This window comes from Streptomyces sp. (genome assembly GCF_031178505.1).
Taxonomy (GTDB): domain Bacteria; phylum Actinomycetota; class Actinomycetes; order Streptomycetales; family Streptomycetaceae; genus Streptomyces; species Streptomyces gulbargensis.
Map to the genome: position 1 here is coordinate 1 of NZ_JAPSIW010000049.1, position 18,168 is coordinate 18,168.

General features: G+C 73.1%; 16 protein-coding genes and 1 pseudogene. 11 read left to right on the top strand and 6 right to left on the bottom strand.

What is annotated here, in order from left to right; all coding sequences use genetic code 11:
• The 5 genes from RIF68_RS06610 to RIF68_RS06630 all read left to right on the top strand — a co-directional run.
• On the top strand, positions 1–971 hold a 971-nt coding region (locus RIF68_RS06610), incomplete at its 5' end, for a glycosyltransferase (RefSeq protein WP_309050187.1).
• Positions 968–1,777 (top strand): polysaccharide deacetylase family protein, encoded by an 810-nt coding sequence (locus tag RIF68_RS06615; protein WP_309050188.1) that lies wholly within the window; start codon positions 968–970, stop codon positions 1,775–1,777. The genes RIF68_RS06610 and RIF68_RS06615, both read left to right, overlap by 4 nt.
• Positions 1,778–1,889: 112 nt before the next feature.
• On the top strand, positions 1,890–3,833 hold the full coding sequence (locus tag RIF68_RS06620; protein WP_309050189.1) for a hypothetical protein: 1,944 nt from the start codon (positions 1,890–1,892) through the stop codon (positions 3,831–3,833).
• A gap of 103 nt (positions 3,834–3,936) precedes the next feature.
• Positions 3,937–4,374 carry a hypothetical protein gene (locus RIF68_RS06625; protein ID WP_309050190.1) on the top strand — a complete coding sequence of 146 codons (438 nt, stop codon included), beginning with the start codon at positions 3,937–3,939 and terminating at the stop codon, positions 4,372–4,374.
• Entirely contained in the window at positions 4,371–5,429 is a 1,059-nt protein-coding gene (locus RIF68_RS06630) for a glycosyl hydrolase (protein ID WP_309050191.1), read from the top strand. Before RIF68_RS06625 ends, RIF68_RS06630 begins: the two co-directional genes overlap by 4 nt.
• A gap of 14 nt (positions 5,430–5,443) precedes the next feature.
• On the opposite strand, the gene RIF68_RS06635 is transcribed toward RIF68_RS06630, so the two are convergent.
• The 3 genes from RIF68_RS06635 to RIF68_RS06645 form a co-directional block, all read right to left on the bottom strand.
• Positions 5,444–7,537 (bottom strand): lipopolysaccharide biosynthesis protein, encoded by a 2,094-nt coding sequence (locus RIF68_RS06635; protein WP_375165680.1) that lies wholly within the window; start codon positions 7,535–7,537, stop codon positions 5,444–5,446.
• Positions 7,534–8,721 (bottom strand): DegT/DnrJ/EryC1/StrS family aminotransferase, encoded by a 1,188-nt coding sequence (locus RIF68_RS06640; protein ID WP_309050192.1) that lies wholly within the window; start codon positions 8,719–8,721, stop codon positions 7,534–7,536. The genes RIF68_RS06635 and RIF68_RS06640 overlap by 4 nt, the downstream gene beginning before the upstream one ends.
• A 156-nt stretch (positions 8,722–8,877) precedes the next feature.
• Positions 8,878–9,843, bottom strand: a complete 966-nt coding sequence (locus tag RIF68_RS06645) for a SigB/SigF/SigG family RNA polymerase sigma factor (protein ID WP_309050193.1) — start codon at positions 9,841–9,843, stop codon at positions 8,878–8,880.
• Between the two features lie 222 nt (positions 9,844–10,065).
• Between RIF68_RS06645 and RIF68_RS06650 the strand changes: the two genes are divergently transcribed.
• Both RIF68_RS06650 and RIF68_RS06655 read left to right on the top strand, forming a co-directional pair.
• Positions 10,066–10,434 carry an STAS domain-containing protein gene (locus RIF68_RS06650; RefSeq protein ID WP_309050194.1) on the top strand — a complete coding sequence of 123 codons (369 nt, stop codon included), beginning with the start codon at positions 10,066–10,068 and terminating at the stop codon, positions 10,432–10,434.
• Between the two features lie 82 nt (positions 10,435–10,516).
• The gene (locus RIF68_RS06655) at positions 10,517–10,936 is read left to right on the top strand and encodes an ATP-binding protein (RefSeq protein ID WP_309050195.1); all 420 of its coding nucleotides are present in this window, start codon (positions 10,517–10,519) and stop codon (positions 10,934–10,936) included.
• Between the two features lie 125 nt (positions 10,937–11,061).
• Here the strand turns inward: RIF68_RS06655 and RIF68_RS06660 are convergent, their stop codons facing one another.
• Entirely contained in the window at positions 11,062–12,582 is a 1,521-nt protein-coding gene (locus tag RIF68_RS06660) for an oligopeptide:H+ symporter (RefSeq protein WP_309050196.1), read from the bottom strand.
• Between the two features lie 460 nt (positions 12,583–13,042).
• Between RIF68_RS06660 and RIF68_RS06665 the strand changes: the two genes are divergently transcribed.
• Both RIF68_RS06665 and RIF68_RS06670 read left to right on the top strand, forming a co-directional pair.
• Positions 13,043–13,720 carry a response regulator transcription factor gene (locus RIF68_RS06665; protein ID WP_309050197.1) on the top strand — a complete coding sequence of 226 codons (678 nt, stop codon included), beginning with the start codon at positions 13,043–13,045 and terminating at the stop codon, positions 13,718–13,720.
• Between the two features lie 9 nt (positions 13,721–13,729).
• The gene (locus RIF68_RS06670) at positions 13,730–15,004 is read left to right on the top strand and encodes an ATP-binding protein (RefSeq protein ID WP_309050198.1); all 1,275 of its coding nucleotides are present in this window, start codon (positions 13,730–13,732) and stop codon (positions 15,002–15,004) included.
• A 121-nt stretch (positions 15,005–15,125) separates the two neighbouring features.
• Here the strand turns inward: RIF68_RS06670 and RIF68_RS06675 are convergent, their stop codons facing one another.
• Complete coding sequence (locus tag RIF68_RS06675) at positions 15,126–15,650, bottom strand: GtrA family protein (protein ID WP_309050199.1); 525 nt, start codon at positions 15,648–15,650, stop codon at positions 15,126–15,128.
• Positions 15,651–15,824: 174 nt separating this feature from the next.
• Between RIF68_RS06675 and RIF68_RS06680 the strand changes: the two genes are divergently transcribed.
• On the top strand, positions 15,825–16,964 hold the full coding sequence (locus tag RIF68_RS06680; protein WP_309050200.1) for a 5-(carboxyamino)imidazole ribonucleotide synthase: 1,140 nt from the start codon (positions 15,825–15,827) through the stop codon (positions 16,962–16,964).
• A gap of 19 nt (positions 16,965–16,983) precedes the next feature.
• Entirely contained in the window at positions 16,984–17,481 is a 498-nt protein-coding gene (gene purE / locus RIF68_RS06685) for a 5-(carboxyamino)imidazole ribonucleotide mutase (RefSeq protein WP_309050202.1), read from the top strand.
• Between the two features lie 305 nt (positions 17,482–17,786).
• Here the strand turns inward: purE and RIF68_RS36450 are convergent.
• Positions 17,787–17,867 (bottom strand): annotated as a pseudogene (locus RIF68_RS36450) (hypothetical protein); the annotation flags it as partial.
• Between the last annotated feature and the right edge of the window lie 301 nt (positions 17,868–18,168).

Below are 18,168 nucleotides of genomic sequence, written 5' to 3' on the forward strand. Positions count from 1 at the left end.
CCGTGATCGTCGCCACCCGCGAACGGCCCGGCTCCCTCGCCCGCGCGCTCGACTCACTGCTCGTCCAGGACCACCCGGACCACGAAGTGATCGTCGTGGACAACGCGCCCCGCACCACCGACACCCGCGACCTGGTCACCCAGGAGTACGCGGGCCGCGTCCGGTACGTCCGCGAGGACACCCCCGGGCTCGCCGTCGCCCACAACACCGGGGCCGCCGCCGCCGACGGGGACGTCCTCGCCTTCACCGACGACGACGTGATCGCCGATCCGCACTGGCTCACCGCCCTCACCGCACCGTTCGCGGCCGACCCCGGCCTCGGCTGCGTCACCGGCCTCATCCTGCCCGCCCGGCTGAGCACCCCCGCCCAGATCCTCCTCGAAGCGCACGGCGGCTTCGCCAAGGGCTTCGCGCCCCGCCTGTACGACCCGGCGGCGCCGCCCGCCGACGAGCCCCTCTTCCCCTTCACCGCCGGCAGCTTCGGCTCCGGCGCCAACATGGCCTTCCGCGCCGCCGCCCTGCGGAAGGCCGGCGGCTTCGACCCGGCGACCGGCACCGGCACACCGGCGAAGGGCGGCGACGACCTGTACGCCTTCGTCGCCGTCCTCACCGCCGGCTTCCGGCTCCGCTACACCCCCGAGGCCCTCGTCTGGCACCACCACCGCGAGACCTGGCAGGACCTGCGCAACCAGGCGTACGGCTACGGCGCCGGCCTCACCGCCTACCTCACCGCCACCCTCGTCCGCTGCCCCCGCCTGCTGCCCGCCCTCCTGGCCCGGCTCCCGCGCGGCCTCGCCCACGCCCGTGCCATGACCGCCTCGCGCGGCCAGACCTCCGGCGGCGGCGTCCCCGGTGAGCACGGCACCCACCACCACCCGTGGCCGCGCTCCCTCTCCAGGCGGGAGCGGCGCGGCATGCTCCACGGCCCCCTCGGCTACCTGGCGGCCCGCACACGCGGAGGCAAGCGATGAACGGAGCGCCCGTCCACAGCCGCGTACCGGTCCTGCTCTACCACGCCGTGCGGGACGACCCGCCGGACTGGATCGCCGAATTCACCGTCACACCGAGGGAGTTCGCGGCCCAGCTCGACGCGATCGTGGCCGCCGGCCGCACCGCCGTCACCGTCGGCACCCTCGTCGCGCACCTCACCACCGGCGCCCCGCTGCCGCCCCGCCCCGTCGTCCTCACCTTCGACGACGGCTTCGCCGACCTGGCGGGCCCCACCGCCGAGGCCCTCGCCTCCCGCGCGCTGCCCGCCACCGCCTACCTCACCACCGGGGCGATCACCCCCGGCCGCCCCTGCCTCCTGCCGCCCGCGCCGATGATGACCCTCGCGCAGGCCCCGCGCCTGGAGGAGTACGGCATGGAGGTCGGCGCCCACACCGTCACCCACCCGCAGCTCGACACCCTCGGGCCGCACGCCCTGCGGCGCGAACTGCGCGAGGCCAAAGCCGTCCTGGAGGACGCCCTCGGCCACGAGGTGCGGCACCTCGCCTACCCGCACGGCTACAACAGCCCGGCCGTCCGCCGGGCCGCCGCGGCCGCCGGCTACACCTCGGCCGCCGCCGTCCGCCACGCCCTCAGCTCCCGGCACGACGAGGTCTACCGCCTCGCCCGCCTCATCGTGCGCCGCACCCACACCGTCACCGACGTGGAGCAGTGGATGGAGGGCCGGGGCGCGCGAACCGCCCCGTACCCGGACTCCCTGCCCACCCTCGGCTGGCGGATGTACCGCAGGGCCCGCGCCCGGCTCAGAGGTCCACAGTTCGCCGGCTGAGCGGCGGAGCACACCGGGATCGCGACCGCCCGCCGGACCGGTGGGAGGCCAGTGCAGGGATCGACCGAAGTACGTTCCTTTGTTCGTCGCAGGGGATGGGGGGAGAACCGTCGTGCAGCAGCACCACCAAGGGGTCGCACCGGTGACCGGGAGCGGCGGCGTGCCGTCCCCGGCCACCCCGCGGGACGCGGGCGGGCGCGAAACCGGAAAGCGGGGCGTCCCGGGACGGGAGTCCGGAGGGGGAGCGGTCACCCGCCGGACCGGCCCCGCCGCGCTCCGCTCACCGGCCGCCCTGAACCTGGCCGTGCTCCTCCTCGCCGCCGCGCTCTGGCTCCGGGCCCTGCCCAGCATCGATTTCCGGAGCATCGAGGAGTTCGGCCTCCTGGACCGCTTCCCCCTCGGTTTCTATGCCGCACTCGCTGTTCTGACCTTCGGGTTCGTGCTGACTCTGCGGCGTGCGGGCACCGCCCCGCTCTGGCCGGCGACCTACTGCGCGGCGATGCTCGTCGCCCTCAAGGCGCCGCCGGCGATCCTTTACGACACCGTCCGCTACGCCTGGGCGTCCAAACACGACGCCATCATCAGCAGGCTCCTCGCGGAAGGCACGGTCCACCCGGGGCGCGAGCTGTCCGGAGGTATGTCCGCGTACGATCAGTGGCCCGGTTTCTTCTCCCTCGACGCGGCCCTCGTCCGCGCCTTCGGCGTCGACGGCGCCGCCTCGTTCATCAACTGGGCCCCGGTCGCGCTCGGACTGCTCACCGCGCCCGTCCTCATCCTCGTCTACCGAACGTTCAGCGACGACTGGCGGCTCGTGTGGACCGGAGTGTGGATCTTCCAGCTGGCGAACTGGGTCGGCCAGGACTACCTCTCCCCGCAGGGCTTCTCGTACCTGCTCCACCTCACCGTCCTCGCCGTCGTCGTGCGGCACTTCGTGCTCCCCGGATCGGCCGGCGCGCTCCGTGACCGCTCGGAACTCGACCCGGCCGCGGCGGCCGTGCCACCACCCACCACCACCCGTCAGCGTGCGGTCGCCGTCCTCTTCCTCCTCCCGGTCGTCGCCACCATCAACGCCTCGCACCAGCTCACCCCCGTGATGCTGTGCACGACCCTCTTCGTCCTCTGCCTCACCCGCCGCTACCGGAACCTCGGGCTCCTCGCCACCACCGGCCTGATCATGCTGGTCTGGAACCTGACCATGGGCCGCGCCCTGTTCCTCGACACCCTCGGCACCCTGCGCGAGAAGGCCGGCGACCTCCTCGGCAACTCCCGCCCCGGCTTCGCCGGCGACCCCACCGGCCCCGGCCCGGAACTGGTCGGCAGCGCCAACGTCCTGATGGTGCTCGCGCTCGGCGGACTCGCAGCCGCCGCCGTACTGCTCCGCCGCAAGCTGGCCCGCAGCGCCCTGCCGCTGGTCCTGGCCGCCGCCGCCCCGCTGCCGATGTTCGCCCTCAACGACTACGGCGGCGAGATGATTTTCCGCGTCTACCTCTTCGGCCTGCCCGGCGCGGCCTTCTTCGCGGCAGCCGCCCTCGTCCCCGCCGCCGGGGCCGCGAGCCGGGCGGCCACGATCGCCCGCCGCACGGCCGCGGTCGCGCTGCCCGTGACGCTCGTGGCGATGCTCGCCGGCTTCCTGCCGTCGTACTACGGGAAGGAGGGCATGCACTACGCGCCGCCCGGCGAGACCGCGCTCACGCGCCGGGCCTTCGACCGGGCACCCGAGGGCGCGCTCATCCTCGCCGCGACCGGTGCCTTCGCCGACTCGTACTACCGCTACGACCACTACGAGCGCTGGTTCTTCACCGAGCAGGAGGTCGACGAGAACCTGCGCATGCTGAAGGACCCGGCCGGCTACCTCGCCGGCGGCATTCCCGCCGGGAAACCGGCCTATGTGATCCTCACCCCCACCCAGGGCGAGGCCGTCATCGGCGAGGGCTACCTGCCGGAGGGCGGCTTCGACTCCCTCCGGCAGGCGCTGAAGAGATCCCCGTTGTTCGCGGTCGTGGAGGAGAGCCCGCACGGGCTCGTCCTGCGCTACCGGCCCACCACCGGCGGCTGAACCTCCCGGGCGACCGGTGGCTCGACAGTGGACCGCTGAGCCCCCGGCGGCCGGGCACCCTTCGGGCTCGCCCCCTATCCCACACACGAGGAGCAGGTACGCCATGGCCCACCCACGCCCGATCCCACGAGTCCAGCGCAGAGCCGCCCTGGCGGCGTCCGGATGGATCGCCCTCGCCGCGACCGCCTTCCCCGGCGGCTCCCCGCTGCGCTGGATCCCCGTCCTCGCCTTCGTCACTCTCGGACCCGGCCTCGCCCTGCTGTTCCCGCAGCCGGGCGGACTGCGGCCCGGTGCCCGCCTGGAAGCTCTGGCCCTCGCCGCGCCCGTCAGCCTCTCCGTGGCCACGCTCGCCGCGACCGCTCTGTTCCTCGCCGGGTCTTTCTCGCTCGTCGTCTTCCTGGTGAGCCTGGCCGTCTTCGTCAGCGTGGCCGCCGTCCTGCCCGGAGTGCCGCTCCCGGCCGCCACGCGCGGTGCCGTCGAGCGCGAGGGAACCCGGCCGTCCGGTGGTTTCCGCAAACGAAGGCCCGGTGAGGCCCGGTGAAGCGGCGGCACGCCGCGGGAGGGGCCGCGGCCCGGCTCGCCGTGGCGCTCGCCGCCGTCGGCGCGCTGACCGCCGGGATAGGAGTCTGGTCGTCCCTCGCCGAGGACGACGACTGCGCTCCGGACAAGGAACTGGTCCTGTCGTGCGGAGCCTGGTGGGGCGCGTACATCCCCCACGACGAGGACAGTTCGCTCACCCGGCCGGTGTACGCCTTCGAGAAGAAGATCGGCCGCAAGCTCGACCTCGTCTACACGTATCACGACATGTCGGGGAGCAAGGCCGACGGCGAGTTGCTCACCCCCGACGAGGTCGAACTCGGCCGCGAACGGCTTCTCATGCTCGCCTGGGAGTCCACCGTCTGGAGCGAGAAGCACCACGCCAACTGGACGGAGCGCCAGCTCGGCTGGAAGAACATCGCCGCGGGTACGTACGACACCTCCGTCATCGACCCCCAGGCCCTGCGCGTCAAGGCGTACGGCAAGCGGGTCTTCTTCTCCTTCGACCAGGAGGCCGACTTCCGCATCGAGCAGGGCGCCGGGACGCCCCAGGAGTACGTCGCCGCCTACCGCCACGTCCGCGACCGCTTCGAGAAACTGGGCGTCACCAACGTGGTGTGGGTCTGGACCGTTTCGGGTTACCTCGGCAACGCCGAGGTGATGAAGCAGCTCTACCCCGGTGACGACTACGTCGACTGGATCGGAATGGACCAGTACAACTACTACCTCTGCCACAAGTCGCCGAACTGGCTGGACTTCGACCGCAGCCAGCGCCCCAGCCACGACTGGCTGCGCGAGAACATCTCGGCCGACAAGCCCGTCATGCTCTCCGAGTTCTCCACCGCCCCCGACCCGGAACGGCCCGAGCGGCAGCGCGACTGGTACGCCGCGATCCCGGAGGTCGCCCCGACGCTGCCGAAGGTGAAGGCGTACGTGCACTGGAACCGCGCCGTGCCCGGGCCGGGCTGTGATCTGACCGTCGATCAGGGGCCGGCCCTCGAGGGGTACCGGATCGCCGGCCAGGACCCGTACTTCCAGCAGCCCCTGCCACGGCGCTGACGGCCGCAGGAGGCTCAGCGGCGGCCCCGGCCGCCGGTCAGCCCCCGCAGCGCGTACCCCGCCATCACCCCGCCCCCCAGCCCCAGCAGCACCGTCAGCGGCGCCGCCGCGAACGCCTGCTGTCCCGCCCAGCCGGCCCAGACCAGGACCCAGACGGCCCCGGCCGTGACGCGCGGGGCCGTGCCGAGGACGTGGAGCAGGGCGGCGGCGAGGAGGAGGCAGAGGGCCTGGGCCACGATCGGGGCCGTGGCGGCGGCCGGGCCCTCGCCGAGGAGCGCGGCGCCGGGGCCGCCGGCGTCCGCGGGGGGCAGTCCGAGCAGGGGCGGGGCGGTGTGCAGGGCGAGGAACGTGGTGAGCAGCACCGCCGCGGTGAAGCCGGGCCGGAAGGTCCGCAGGGTGACGGCGACGCCCTGGAGGGCGACGAGCAGCAGCCCGGCGGCGAGGGTCCCCGGCGGCAGGGCGGCGAGGAGGGCGGGGCCGGAGAGCCGGCCGGCGGTGAGGTCGCCGGCGGGGACCAGCGGGAGCCAGAAGAGCGCGGCGGCGGCGCCGAGGAGCGGCCACAGCAGAGCCCCGGCCCCCGGCCGGCGCCGGGGCGCGCGCCGGCGGGGAGCTGCGGCCGGTTCCTCGTACCGGTCCCGGGGGACGAGGACGGGGATGCCGAACGCCGGCGTCACCGAGTCGTGCGCCCCGCGCAGATAGGCGCTCTCGCGCGCCCAGTTGGTGCCGTACCCGTCCTCCGCGCGCTCCCTCACCCGTGCCGCGGCCTTCGGCCCCCCGGGCGCCGTCCGGCCCCGGAGCGTGGCCCGCAGGCCCGGTACGCACACGAGGGCCGTCACCGTCATCCCGCCGAGGACGGCGTATCCGGCCCCGGCGATGCCGAAGGGCCCGAGGAGGACGGCCGCGCTGCCCAGCACCAGGACGCACATGCCGCCCTGCAGGGCGGCGAGCATGCCCGTGCGGCCCTGGACGCGCAGGACGCCGATGTACAGCTCGACGGCGACCCGGGGCAGCGCCGCGGCGGAGAGCAGACGCAGCACGGTCGTGCCGTTCTCGGCGTACTCCGTGCCGAACGGGGCGAGGATCAGCGGGGCGAGGACGACGAGGAGGAGAACGACCGGGACGAGCAGCAGCGCCATGCGGCGCAGCGCGCCCCGCACCCCTTCGGCGAGGGACTCGGGGCTGTGCGAGGCGTGGGCGGTGAGGGAGGAGGCCATGTTGATGGCCATGAACTCCATCGTGCCGCCGACGGTGTAGGCCGTGTAGAAGAAGGCGTTGTGGGCGGAGTCGAAGCGGACGGCGACCATCATCGGCAGCAGGCTGATCATGAGGAGGCTGAAGACCGAGCCGACGGAGTCCCCGGCGAGGAACCGGCCGATCTCGCGCAGGGTGGGCGGCTCGCGGTCCCGGTCGGCGCGGGCCTGGCGGGGGATGAGCCGCCGGAAGACGAGCCAGCCGAGCGGCAGCACGGAGAGCGCGATCGCCGCCGACCAGGAGACGAAGACGCCGAGGACGGGCAGCCCGGCGGCGAGGACGACGAGCAGGATCAGTTTGCCGAGCGAGAAGACGGCGTTGCCGACGGGGACCCAGACGGCGCGTCTCAGGCCGGTGAGGACCGCGTCCTGGAGGGTGAGCAGGGCCCAGCCGATGCTGGCGGCGGTGAAGAAGACGCCGGCGGAGAGCGTGCCGAGGGGGGCGTACGAGGGGCCCCACCGGTCCAGGGTGAGCAGGAAGAGGCCGGAGGCGACGCCCACGACCAGGGTGCTGACCAGGTACAGGCGTGCCACCAGCGGCCCGGTGGCGCGCCCGGCCCGGGGTACGTAGCGGACGACCGCTCCGGTCAGCGTCGTCGCGGTGAGCGAGGCGAGCATGCGCTGCGCGGCGATGGCGGCGGAGCCCTGCCCGACGGCCTCCTCGGTGTAGTGGCGGGCGGCCACCAGCCAGAAGCCGAGGCCGAGGGCGGCGGAGACGCCGGTGGACAGCATGAGGGCGTACGCGTTGCGGAAGAGGGAGCTGTCGCCCGGCCCGTCCGCGGCGGGCTCCGGCGCGGCGCCCGTGGGCTCCCCGGCCGTGGGGCGGCCGGTGTCCGGTGTCCGTGTCGTCCCGGTCACCGCGCGCCGCCGGGGGCCGCGGCGGGGTGGGCGGGCCTGATCCCGGCGGTCCGCAGGGCCGTGAGGGCCCGGGCGGCGAGGCGCGGGTCCACGGGCAGGGCGTGCCGGGCGAACCGCGCGGCGGCGGCCGGGGCGGGGGAGGGGTCGGTGAAGGCGCCGCCCGCGTAGGTGTCGAGCGGAGGGTCGTACAGGTAGCCGACGGTGATCCGGTGCCGGGCGAGGGCGGCGACGGCCGCGTCCCGGTCCTCGACGAGCAGCGGCACCCGGAACAGCGGCTGGGCCGGGCCGCCGCCGGGCCCGTACTCGCTCTGAAGGAGGCGCGCGGTGCCCTCCCGGTGGGCGGCGAGGACCGTGTCGAGCCGGGCGAGCCTCGCCCGGGTGCGGCGGAGGCGGACCGTGCCCGGGCGGAGGCGGTAGTCGTGCATGTCGACCCGGATCCAGGGGTGGAACGGGTCCAGCGCGGGCGCGGCCGGCAGGGCCCGCGCCAGGGCGCCGGCGCGCAGCGGCATGCGGATCTCCTCGCGCTCCTCCAGGCCGAGGGTCCGCAGGGCGGCGCGGGCGGCGCCGGTCAGGCGCAGGTGCCGTACGGCGGCCTCCGCGCCGGGCCGCAGGAGGTAGGCGAGTTCGGAGGTGGTACGGGCCGGATGCAGCAGGGCGTCGCGGGCGCGGGTCAGGTCCGCGCGGAGCGAGGGGTCCGCGAGGGCGAGGAAGCCGCCGGTCCTGGCGCCGGTGTGCTTGGAGAGGCTGAAGACGGCGGCCTCGCCGTACGTGCCGACCGGACGCCCGCCGGTGGTGGAGCCGATCGCGTGGGCGGCGTCCTCGATCAGCGGGATGCCGAGCCGGTCGCAGCGGTCCCGCAGCTCGGGAGCCGGGTCGGGGTTGCCGTACAGGTTGGTGGTGAGGACGGCGGACAGGCCCCGCCAGACGGATCCGGGGACGGCCGCCGGGTCGATCGAGCCGTCCCGGGGGTCGAGCGGCGCCTGCACCGGGCGCAGTCCGGCGGCGAGGACCACGAAGAGGATGACGTCGTCGTTGACCGGCGACATGAGGACCCGGCCGCCGGGCCGGCAGAAGTGGCGCAGGGCCAGATAGAGGCCGAGGCGGCAGGAGGGGACGTAGAGGCACTCCCGGCCCCCGAGCCGCCTCCGCATGTCCTCCTCGAGTTCCGCGTACGCAGAAACCATGTGATTCCCCCCTGGACCCCGGGCTCAATGTGGCCCCTTCCGGACGGGCGCGTCAACAAGGCCCGCCGGTCGTGCGGAAGGGCCCGTCCCGGGTCGGCCGACCGTGAACGGGCCCTTTCCGCAGTCATCTTGACGGCTGGGGGGAGGCGGCGGGGCTCATTCCTCCAGAGTCAGTCCCCGGCGCAGCCGGGCGAGGGTGCGGGTGAGCAGCCGGGAGACGTGCATCTGCGAGATGCCGAGCTCCTGGCCGATCTCCGACTGGGTCATCCCGGAGACGAAGCGCAGCGAGAGGATCTGCCGCTCACGGGAGGGCAGGGAGGCGATCATCGGCTTGAGCGAGGCGATGTACTCGATGCCGCTGATGCCGTGGTCCTCGTAGCCGAGCCGGTCGGCGAGGGAGTTCTCGCCGTCCTCCTCGTCGGCCTGCGCGTCGATCGAGCTGGCGGTGTACGCGTTGCTCGCGGCCATGCCCTCGACGACCTCCTCCTCGGAGATGCCGAGTTCCTGGGCGAGCTCGGCGACGGTCGGCGAGCGGTCGAGGCGCTGGGCGAGTTCGTCACCGGCCCGCGCGAGCGTGATGCGCAGCTCCTGCAGGCGGCGCGGGACGTGCACCGACCAGGACGTGTCGCGGAAGAAGCGCTTGATCTCGCCGATGATCGTCGGCATCGCGAAGGTCGGGAACTCGACGCCGCGGGACAGCTCGAAGCGGTCGATCGCCTTGATGAGGCCGATGGTGCCGACCTGGACGATGTCCTCCATCGGTTCGCTGCGGCTGGCGAACCGGCCGGCGGCGAACTTCACCAGGGCGAGGTTCAGCTCGACGAGGGTGTTGCGGACGTACGCGTACTCGTGGGTGCCCTCCTCCAGCTCGGTGAGCCGGGCGAAGAGGTGCTTCGACAGGGCGCGCGCGTCGGCCGGGGCCATCCGGTCGAGCGGACGGCGGTCGAGGGACCGGGGGTCGAGGAACCGCGGGTCGAACGCCGGGTCGGGCGTCGTCTCGTGCGGGGGCGGACCGTCCGGGAACAGTCCGGCGGGGGACTCGGGGTCCGGGGTCGAAGGGGCGGGGAACGGGATTGCCGACGGCGCGTCGGGGGTACGCGGGGCGTCGAGCCGGGGTGACATGGAACTCCTCCGTGGATCTTCTTGCTGCGGTTTGCGGCGCCTCCAGAGCCGGCCGTGTCGGGTGTTCTCCTCTAGCCCTACCGGCTTCACCCGGACGGTTGCAAGTGCCAATAGTCACGCTTGTCCGGTTTGCGGGGTACCTCATGTGCGGGAAGGCCCATCCCGCTTGTAGTGTTCGTGGCACATCAGTCGGCACAGGCGAGAGCGAGAAGAGGCACGGCCATGGACCGCCAGCACATCGACAGCGCGCAGCCCGGGCGGCTGCGGGTCGAGGTCCGGACCGTGGGTGGCAGCGAACTCCTCGCACCCCGGGGTGAGCTCGATCACCACACGGCCGAACTGTTGCGTGCCCCGCTCGACGGGGCACTCGACGCGGGCCGCACGCGGCTCGTGGTCGACTGCTCGGACCTCGAGTTCTGCGACTCGACCGGCCTGAACGTCCTGCTGGGCGCCCGGATGCGGGCGGAGGCCGCCGGCGGCGGCGTCCACCTGGTGGCGATGCGCCCCGCGGTGGCCCGGGTCTTCCGGATCACCGGCGCCGACGCCGTGTTCACCCTGCACGACTCCCTCGACACGGCCCTGCCCGGCTGAGGGCGCCGCAGCCCCCACCCCCCCCTCGCACCACCCGCACGTCCTGCCCCTCTGTCTCGTCACTCGGTGAGGTGAAGCGCTGATGGACCAAGCCACCGACGTCCGTACCCTCGCCCTCGGCGAGACGAGCGGCACGGTGCCGCTCGCCCGCGACTTCACGAGAACCGCCCTCCAGGAATGGGGCTGGCTGCCGGCCGCCACGGCCGACCGCAGGGCCGCCGCGGAGGACGTCCTGCTCGTCGTCTCCGAGCTCGTCACCAACGCCTGCCTGCACGCGGACGGCCCCGAGAGCCTCCGCGTCGTACGGCTGCCCAAGGCGCTGCGCCTGGAGGTCGCCGACCGGGGCGCGGGCCAGCCGACGCCCCGCACCCCGCACCGCGCCGGACGCCCCGGCGGCCACGGCATGTTCATCGTGCAGCGCCTCTGCCTCGACTGGGGCGTCGAGCGCGTCCCCGGCGCCCCCGGCAAGACCGTGTGGGCCGAACTGGCCGCGCCTTCCTAGCTTTCCCGGCCCGCTCGCGCTCCGTACGGCGCGGGGGCCCGCCGGTCCCGTTCAACGGCGAAGGCCCGCCGCCCCCTGACGGGGTGCGGCGGGCCTTCGCCGTTGTACGGCGGGCGCCGACGGCGTCAGTGGACGCTGCCCATGAGCTCCTGGACCTTCTTGCGGTACATGTAGATCGCGAATCCGGCGAGCGCGGCCAGCGTGGCCTGCAGTGCGATGATCCCGGTCCCGTTGAGGTCCACGCCCGCGATGGAGAGCAGACCCGTGGTGCAGTCACCGGCGGTGACGGCGAGGAACCAGACACCCATCATCTGGGAGGCGTACTTCTTCGGGGCCATCTTCGTGGTGACCGAGAGGCCGACCGGGGAGAGGCACAGCTCGCCGATGGTCTGGATCATGTAGATCGAGACGAGCCACATCGGGGAGACCTTGGTGCCGTCCGCCGCCATGTTCATCGGGACGATGAAGACGAAGAACGAGGCGCCGACCAGGACCAGACCCATCGCGAACTTCACGATGGTGTTCGGCTCCTGGTTCTTCCGGGCCAGCCACAGCCACAGCCAGGCGAAGACCGGCGCGAGGGCCATGACGAACAGCGGGTTCAGCGACTGGTACCAGGTCGCGGAGAAGCCGAGGCCGAAGACGCTGTCGGCGGTCTTGCCGTCCGCGAAGAGGGAGAGCGTGGAGCCACCCTGGTCGTAGATCATCCAGAAGATCGCGGCGGCCACGAAGAACCAGATGTAGCCGTTCATCTTCGACTGCTCGCCCTTGTCGAGGTCCTTGTCGCGCTTGATGCGGACGAGGACGGCGACCGGGATGATCAGGCCGGCGAGGGTGAGCGGGACCAGGGCCCAGTTCAGGGTGTACATGCCGAGGGCGACAACGGCCCCGTAGAAGACGGCCGCCAGGACGACGACGAGCGCCACCTTGGTGACGATCGCCTTGCGCTCCTCCGGCGACAGCGGGTTCGGGACCTCGCTGCTCTTCGGGTTCAGGCTCTTGGCGAAGGCCAGGAAGACGGCCAGGCCGAGGCCCATGCCGACGGCGGCGAGGGCGAAGCCCAGGTGCCAGCTGTACTCCTTGCCGATCGTGCCGATCACGAACGGCGCGACGAAGGCACCCAGGTTGATGCCGATGTAGAAGAGGGTGAAGCCACCGTCACGGCGCGGGTCGTCCGGGCCGTCGTAGAGGTGACCGACCATCGTCGAGATGTTGGCCTTGAGCAGACCCGAGCCGACCGCGACGAGCGCCAGACCGGCGAAGAACGCCGGCTGACCGGGCAGGGCCAGCGAGACGTGACCGGCCATGATGACGAAACCGGCGATGGTGACCGTCTTGCGGGCGCCCCAGACGCGGTCACCGAACCAGCCGCCGGGCATGGCCATCAGGTAGACCATCGACACGTACACCGAGTAGATGGCCGTGGCCGTGGCCGCCGTCATGGCGAGGCCGCCGCCCTGGCTGCCCTTGGCGGCGTCGACGCCACCGGAGACCAGGTAGTAGACCAGCAGGGCCCTCATGCCGTAGTAGGAGAACCGCTCCCACATCTCGGTGAAGAAGAGGGTGGTCAGGCCGCGAGGGTGGCCGAGAAACGTCTTCTGGTACCGGGGAGCCCCGGTCGAAGCCGCCGTCAGGCTGGACGCCATGTCGATCCTTGCTCTGTCGGGACGCGTTCGCTTCGTGAGCGGGTGCGCCCGGTGGGGGAGGCCGGCACCGGCGGGGTGCGGTCGCGCCCCTCCGGGATCCACGCCCTGGCGCGATGTCGCGCCCCGGACCCGGCCCACAGGTCATTCGCTGTCCTCAGGGTCGCCGGGGCGGCCCTGTGCAGAAAAGAGACCCTTGGCGTGTCGAACACGGCCAAAGGTCCCCGATTACCGCAACAGAACTACTCGACACCATACGACACGACAGTGCCGGATATGGAAGGACTTGAGAGATGGATCACAGGTGACAAAGGAACCACCCGCCTTCATTCGAAGGTCATGAGTAGGTTACGCGCCATGATCCCGAGGGCCCACGGGCGGGCCCCGTGTCCCGCCCCCGCCGCACCCGGGCCGCCTCGGCATCCCGCCCCGGCGCGGGACCCCCGCGGACTACCATCACCCCATGACCCGTGTACTGCTCGCCGAGGACGACGCATCCATCTCGGAACCGCTGGCCCGCGCCCTGCGGAGAGAGGGGTACGAGGTCGAGGTCCGCGAGGACGGACCCACCGCCCTCGACACGGGACTCCAGGGCGCGGTGGACCTGGTCGTCCTCGACCTGGGGCTGCCCGGCATGGACGGCCTGGAGGTCGCCCGGCGGCTGCGCGCCGAGGGGCACACCGTCCCCATCCTGGTCCTGACCGCCCGCGCCGACGAGGTCGACACCGTGGTCGGCCTGGACGCCGGCGCCGACGACTACGTCACCAAGCCCTTCCGGCTCGCCGAACTCCTCGCCCGCGTCCGGGCCCTGCTCCGGCGCGGCTCCGCCGAGCCCGCCGCCGCCCCCTCCACCCACGGCGTCCGCATCGACGTCGAGTCCCACCGCGCCTGGATGGGCGACGAGGAGCTGCAGCTCACCGCCAAGGAGTTCGACCTGCTGCGGGTCCTCGTCCGGGACGCGGGCCGGGTCGTCACCCGCGACCAGCTGATGCGCGAGGTCTGGGACACCACCTGGTGGTCCTCCACCAAGACCCTCGACATGCACATCTCCTGGCTGCGCAAGAAGCTCGGCGACGACGCGGCCAACCCGCGCTACATCGCCACCGTGCGCGGTGTCGGCTTCCGCTTCGAAAAGAGCTGAGCCACCTCCGTGCGCCGCCGCCTCATCAACTCCACGCTCGCCGTGGTGCTCGTCGTCATCTCCGTCTTCGGGGTCTCCCTGGTCATCGTGGAGACCCGCACCATCACCAGCAGTGCCCAGGAGAGCGTCGACTCCGAGGCCCTGCGGATCGTCTCCATCGTCGACAGCCGGCTGATCGGCGGCGAACCGGTCAACCCGGACATCCTCGCCGAACAGAGCGGCGCCAAGCGGTACGCGCGGATCCTCATCCCCGGCCGGCCCCCGATCGAGATCGGCGAGCCCCCGTCGGGGGACGTCATCCGGGGCCTCGCCGAGGGTGAGCGCGGCGAGACCGTGATCGTCGAGGAGTCCCGGTCCACCGTGACCGCCGAGGTCGGCCGCACCCTGCTCATCATCGGCGCCGTGGCCCTGCTCGCCGTCGTGGCCGCCGTCCTCCTCGCCGTACGCCAGGCGAACAGGCTGGCCTCGCCGCTCACCGACCTCGCCGAGACCGCCGAGCGCCTCGGCTCGGGCGACCCCCGGCCCCGGCACCGGCGGTACGGGGTCCCCGAGCTGGACCGGGTCGCGGACGTCCTGGACGCCTCCGCCGAGCGGATCGCCCGCATGCTCACCGCCGAGCGCCGGCTCGCCGCCGACGCCTCCCACCAGCTCCGCACGCCCCTGACCGCGCTCTCCATGCGCCTGGAGGAGGTCGCGCTCGCCGACGACCTGGAGACGGTCAAGGAGGAGGCGCACATCGCCCTCACCCAGGTCGAGCGGCTCACGGACGTGGTGCAGCGGCTGCTCACCAACGCGCGGGACCCGCGCACCGGATCCGCCGTCGCCTTCGACCTGGACGAGGTGATCAAGCAGCAGATCGAGGAGTGGCGGCCGGCCTACCGCAGCGCGGGCCGGGCCATCGTCCACTCCGGCAAGCAGGGCATGCGGGCCGTGGGCACCCCCGGCGCGGTCGCCCAGGTGCTCGCCGCGCTCATCGAGAACTCGCTCATGCACGGCGGCGGCACGGTCGCCCTGCGCACCCGGGTCACCGGCAACCAGTCGGTGATCGAGGTCACGGACGAGGGCCCCGGCGTCCCGGCCGACCTCGGCGCGCGGATCTTCGAGCGGGCGGTCAGCGGGCGCAGCTCGACCGGCATCGGCCTGGCCGTGGCCCGCGACCTCGCGGAGGCGGACGGCGGGCGCCTGGAACTGCTCCAGCAGCAGCCGCCGGTCTTCGCCCTGTTCCTGAGCCGCGAGGTCCGCAGCGGCTCGGACCAGGGCCCGGGCGAGCGCCCGGTCCGCTGACCCGCGGGGCCGCGGAGGCCCGCGCGGCCGACCGGTACGGGCCCACCGTCACCGGTCCGTACGTGCGCGAAAGGGCCGGTCCGCTTCCGCGGACCGGCCCTTTCGCGTGGACGGGAGTGGGTCAGACCCGGTCGGGCTGACGGCGGGACGCCTGGCGCGGGGCGCGCTCCAACAGGGCCTCGGCCGCCTGCACCGCCTGCTTCTCCTCCGGGTCCGGCAGCGCGCGGAAGACCCACGTGCGGTAGGACCAGAAGCGGAAGACGGTGCCGAGACCGATGCCCAGGAACTTGAAGATGTTGCTCTGCAGCGGGGTGTCCCAGCCGAAGCCGTACGTCGCCGCGAAGAGCACACCGTTCTGGATCACCAGACCGATCGCGCTGAACACGAAGAACAGCGTCACCTCGCGGGTCCGGCGGCTCTTGTCGCGGTCGCGGTACGTGAAGTACCGGAACCCGAGGTAGTTGAAGCCGATGGCGACGACCGTGGCGATGACGCTCGCCCGGACGACCTGGAGGTCCGTGAAGTGCCGGACGAGGTTGAAGACGCCGAGGTCGACCAGGACCCCGACCCCGCCCACCGCGCCGAACTTCGCGAACTCGCGGGACAGCCGGTCGAGCCGCACCCGCAGTGCGCTTCGGTCACTCATGGTGGTCGCTCGTTCCATCCGTTCATATGACGTCCGGATGACGTCAACCAATCCATGCTAACCAGCCCGTCCGGTGAACGTCTGCCCGCTGTCGAAACTCTGATCCTTCCCCGCACCACCTGTGGCAACACACAGCCGAACGGGTCATCCTGATTGTGCGGATACCCTAAGAGGGTGACGTTTCCCGTAGTAGGCATGGTCGGCGGCGGGCAGCTCGCCCGTATGACCCACGAGGCGGGTATCCCCCTCGGTATCAGGTTCAAGCTCCTCAGTGACACCCCGCAGGACTCGGCGGCGCAGGTGGTCGGCGACGTGGTCGTCGGCGACTACCGCGACCTCGACACCCTGCGTGACTTCGCGCGCGGCTGTGACGTGATCACCTTCGATCACGAGCACGTGCCCACCGAACACCTCCGCGCCCTGGAGGCCGACGGCATCCCCGTCCGGCCCGGCCCGGACGCGCTGGTGCACGCCCAGGACAAGGGGGTGATGCGCGCCCGGCTCGACGCGATCGGGGTGCCGAGCCCCCGGCACCGGATCGTCGCGGACCCGGCCGACGCGGCGGCCTTCGCGGCCGAGGTCGGCGGCTTCCCGATCATCCTCAAGACGGTGCGGGGCGGGTACGACGGCAAGGGCGTCTGGTTCGTCCGCTCCGAGGAGGACGCCCACGACCCCTTCCGGGCCGGCGTCCCCGTCCTCGCCGAGGAGAAGGTCGACTTCACGCGCGAGCTCGCCGCGAACATCGTCCGCTCCCCGCACGGCCAGGCCGTCGCCTACCCGGTCGTGGAGTCCCGCCAGGTCGACGGCGTCTGCGACACCGTGATCGCACCCGCCCCGGACCTGGACGACGAGCTGGCCGGGCAGGCCCAGCAGCTGGCCCTGCGGATCGCCCAGGAGCTCGGTGTCGTCGGTCACCTCGCCGTCGAGCTCTTCCAGACCGCGGACGGCCGCATCCTCGTCAACGAACTCGCGATGCGCCCCCACAACTCCGGCCACTGGACCCAGGACGGGGCGGTCACCTCGCAGTTCGCCAACCACGTCCGGGCGGTCCTCGACCTCCCCCTCGGCGATCCGCGCCCGCGCGCCCCCTGGACCGTGATGTGCAATGTCCTGGGCGGCGACTACCCGGACATGTACGGCGCGTACCTGCACTGCATGGCCAGGGACCCGCAGCTCAAGATCCACATGTACGGAAAGGACGTGAAGCCCGGCCGCAAGGTCGGACACGTCAACACCTACGGCGACGACCTGGACGACGTGCTGGAGCGCGCGCGTCACGCCGCCGGCTACCTGCGAGGAACGATCGTTGAGTAATCCGCTCATTGGCATCGCCATGGGGTCCGACTCCGACTGGTCCGTCATGGAGGCCGCCGCCCAGGCCCTCGACGAGTTCGAGATCCCCTACGAGGTGAACGTCCTCTCCGCGCACCGGATGCCGCGCGAGATGATCGCGTACGGCGAGGAGGCCGCGGGCCGCGGACTCAAGGCGCTCATCGCGGGCGCGGGCGGCGCCGCCCACCTGCCCGGCATGCTCGCCTCGGTCACCCCGCTCCCGGTCATCGGCGTCCCCGTGCCGCTGAAGTACCTCGACGGCATGGACTCGCTCCTTTCCATCGTGCAGATGCCGGCGGGCGTGCCCGTCGCCACGGTCTCCGTCGCCGGCGCCCGCAACGCGGGCCTGCTGGCCGCCCGGATGCTCGCGGCGCACGACCCGGACCTGCTGGGCCGCATGACGGAGTTCCAGCAGGAGCTCAACGACCAGGCGACCGAGAAGGGCAAGCGTCTGCGGGCCAAGGTCGAGGGCTCCGCCTCCTTCGGCTTCGCCAAGTGAGCGCGGTGCCCACCGCCGCCGACCGTCTCGCGGAGGCCAGGGAGCGCCTGGCCGCCGCCCCCCGCGTCGACGGCCCCAACGACCAGCCGGGGGCGCGGCGCGAGCACCTCGGGCGGGAACGGGGTGCCGTCCCGGCGGCGCAGCGCGCCGTCGTCGAGCCGCCGCAGCGCCGCCTGCCGCAGCTCGGCGCTGAGGGCGTCGCGCTCGCTGCCGTCGTCCGCGGGTCCGTCCGCCAGGCCGAGCCGGCGGACGACCCACGGCAGCGTCGCCCCCTGGACGAGCAGGGTGCCGGCGGCGACGACGAACGCCACGAGGACGAGCAGCGAGCGCTGCGGGGTGTCCGACGGCAGCGACTGGGCGGCTGCGAGCGTGACCGCACCGCGCATCCCCGCCCACACGAGGACGACGCCCTCCCGGGGCCCGAACGCCTGCTCGGCGAGGTAGTCGACGTCCGCCAGGCGGCGCCGCACGCGCCGGCGCAGGAGCCCGCGGCGGCGCTCGACCTCCTCCCGCGGCGCCCCCGGCGGTGGCGCCTGCGTCTCGATCCGGTCCTGCGCGCGGGTCAGCACCGCCCGCAGCTGCGGGATGCGCCGCGCCCGCCGGGCCAGCGCCCACACGGACGCGCTGACGAACACGGTGCGCACGGCCACGACGACCGTCGCGACGAGCGCGCCGAGGCCCAGGGCG

Coding starts and splice junctions, on each gene's coding strand:
- RIF68_RS06615 (WP_309050188.1), top strand. CDS start 968: ATGAACGGAGCGCCCGTCCACAGCCGCGTACCGGTCCTGCTCTACCAC.
- RIF68_RS06650 (WP_309050194.1), top strand. CDS start 10,066: ATGGACCGCCAGCACATCGACAGCGCGCAGCCCGGGCGGCTGCGGGTC.
- RIF68_RS06640 (WP_309050192.1), bottom strand. CDS start 8,721: ATGGTTTCTGCGTACGCGGAACTCGAGGAGGACATGCGGAGGCGGCTC.
- RIF68_RS06660 (WP_309050196.1), bottom strand. CDS start 12,582: ATGGCGTCCAGCCTGACGGCGGCTTCGACCGGGGCTCCCCGGTACCAG.
- RIF68_RS06665 (WP_309050197.1), top strand. CDS start 13,043: ATGACCCGTGTACTGCTCGCCGAGGACGACGCATCCATCTCGGAACCG.
- RIF68_RS06675 (WP_309050199.1), bottom strand. CDS start 15,650: ATGAGTGACCGAAGCGCACTGCGGGTGCGGCTCGACCGGCTGTCCCGC.
- RIF68_RS06655 (WP_309050195.1), top strand. CDS start 10,517: ATGGACCAAGCCACCGACGTCCGTACCCTCGCCCTCGGCGAGACGAGC.
- RIF68_RS06625 (WP_309050190.1), top strand. CDS start 3,937: ATGGCCCACCCACGCCCGATCCCACGAGTCCAGCGCAGAGCCGCCCTG.
- RIF68_RS06645 (WP_309050193.1), bottom strand. CDS start 9,843: ATGTCACCCCGGCTCGACGCCCCGCGTACCCCCGACGCGCCGTCGGCA.
- purE (WP_309050202.1), top strand. CDS start 16,984: ATGGGGTCCGACTCCGACTGGTCCGTCATGGAGGCCGCCGCCCAGGCC.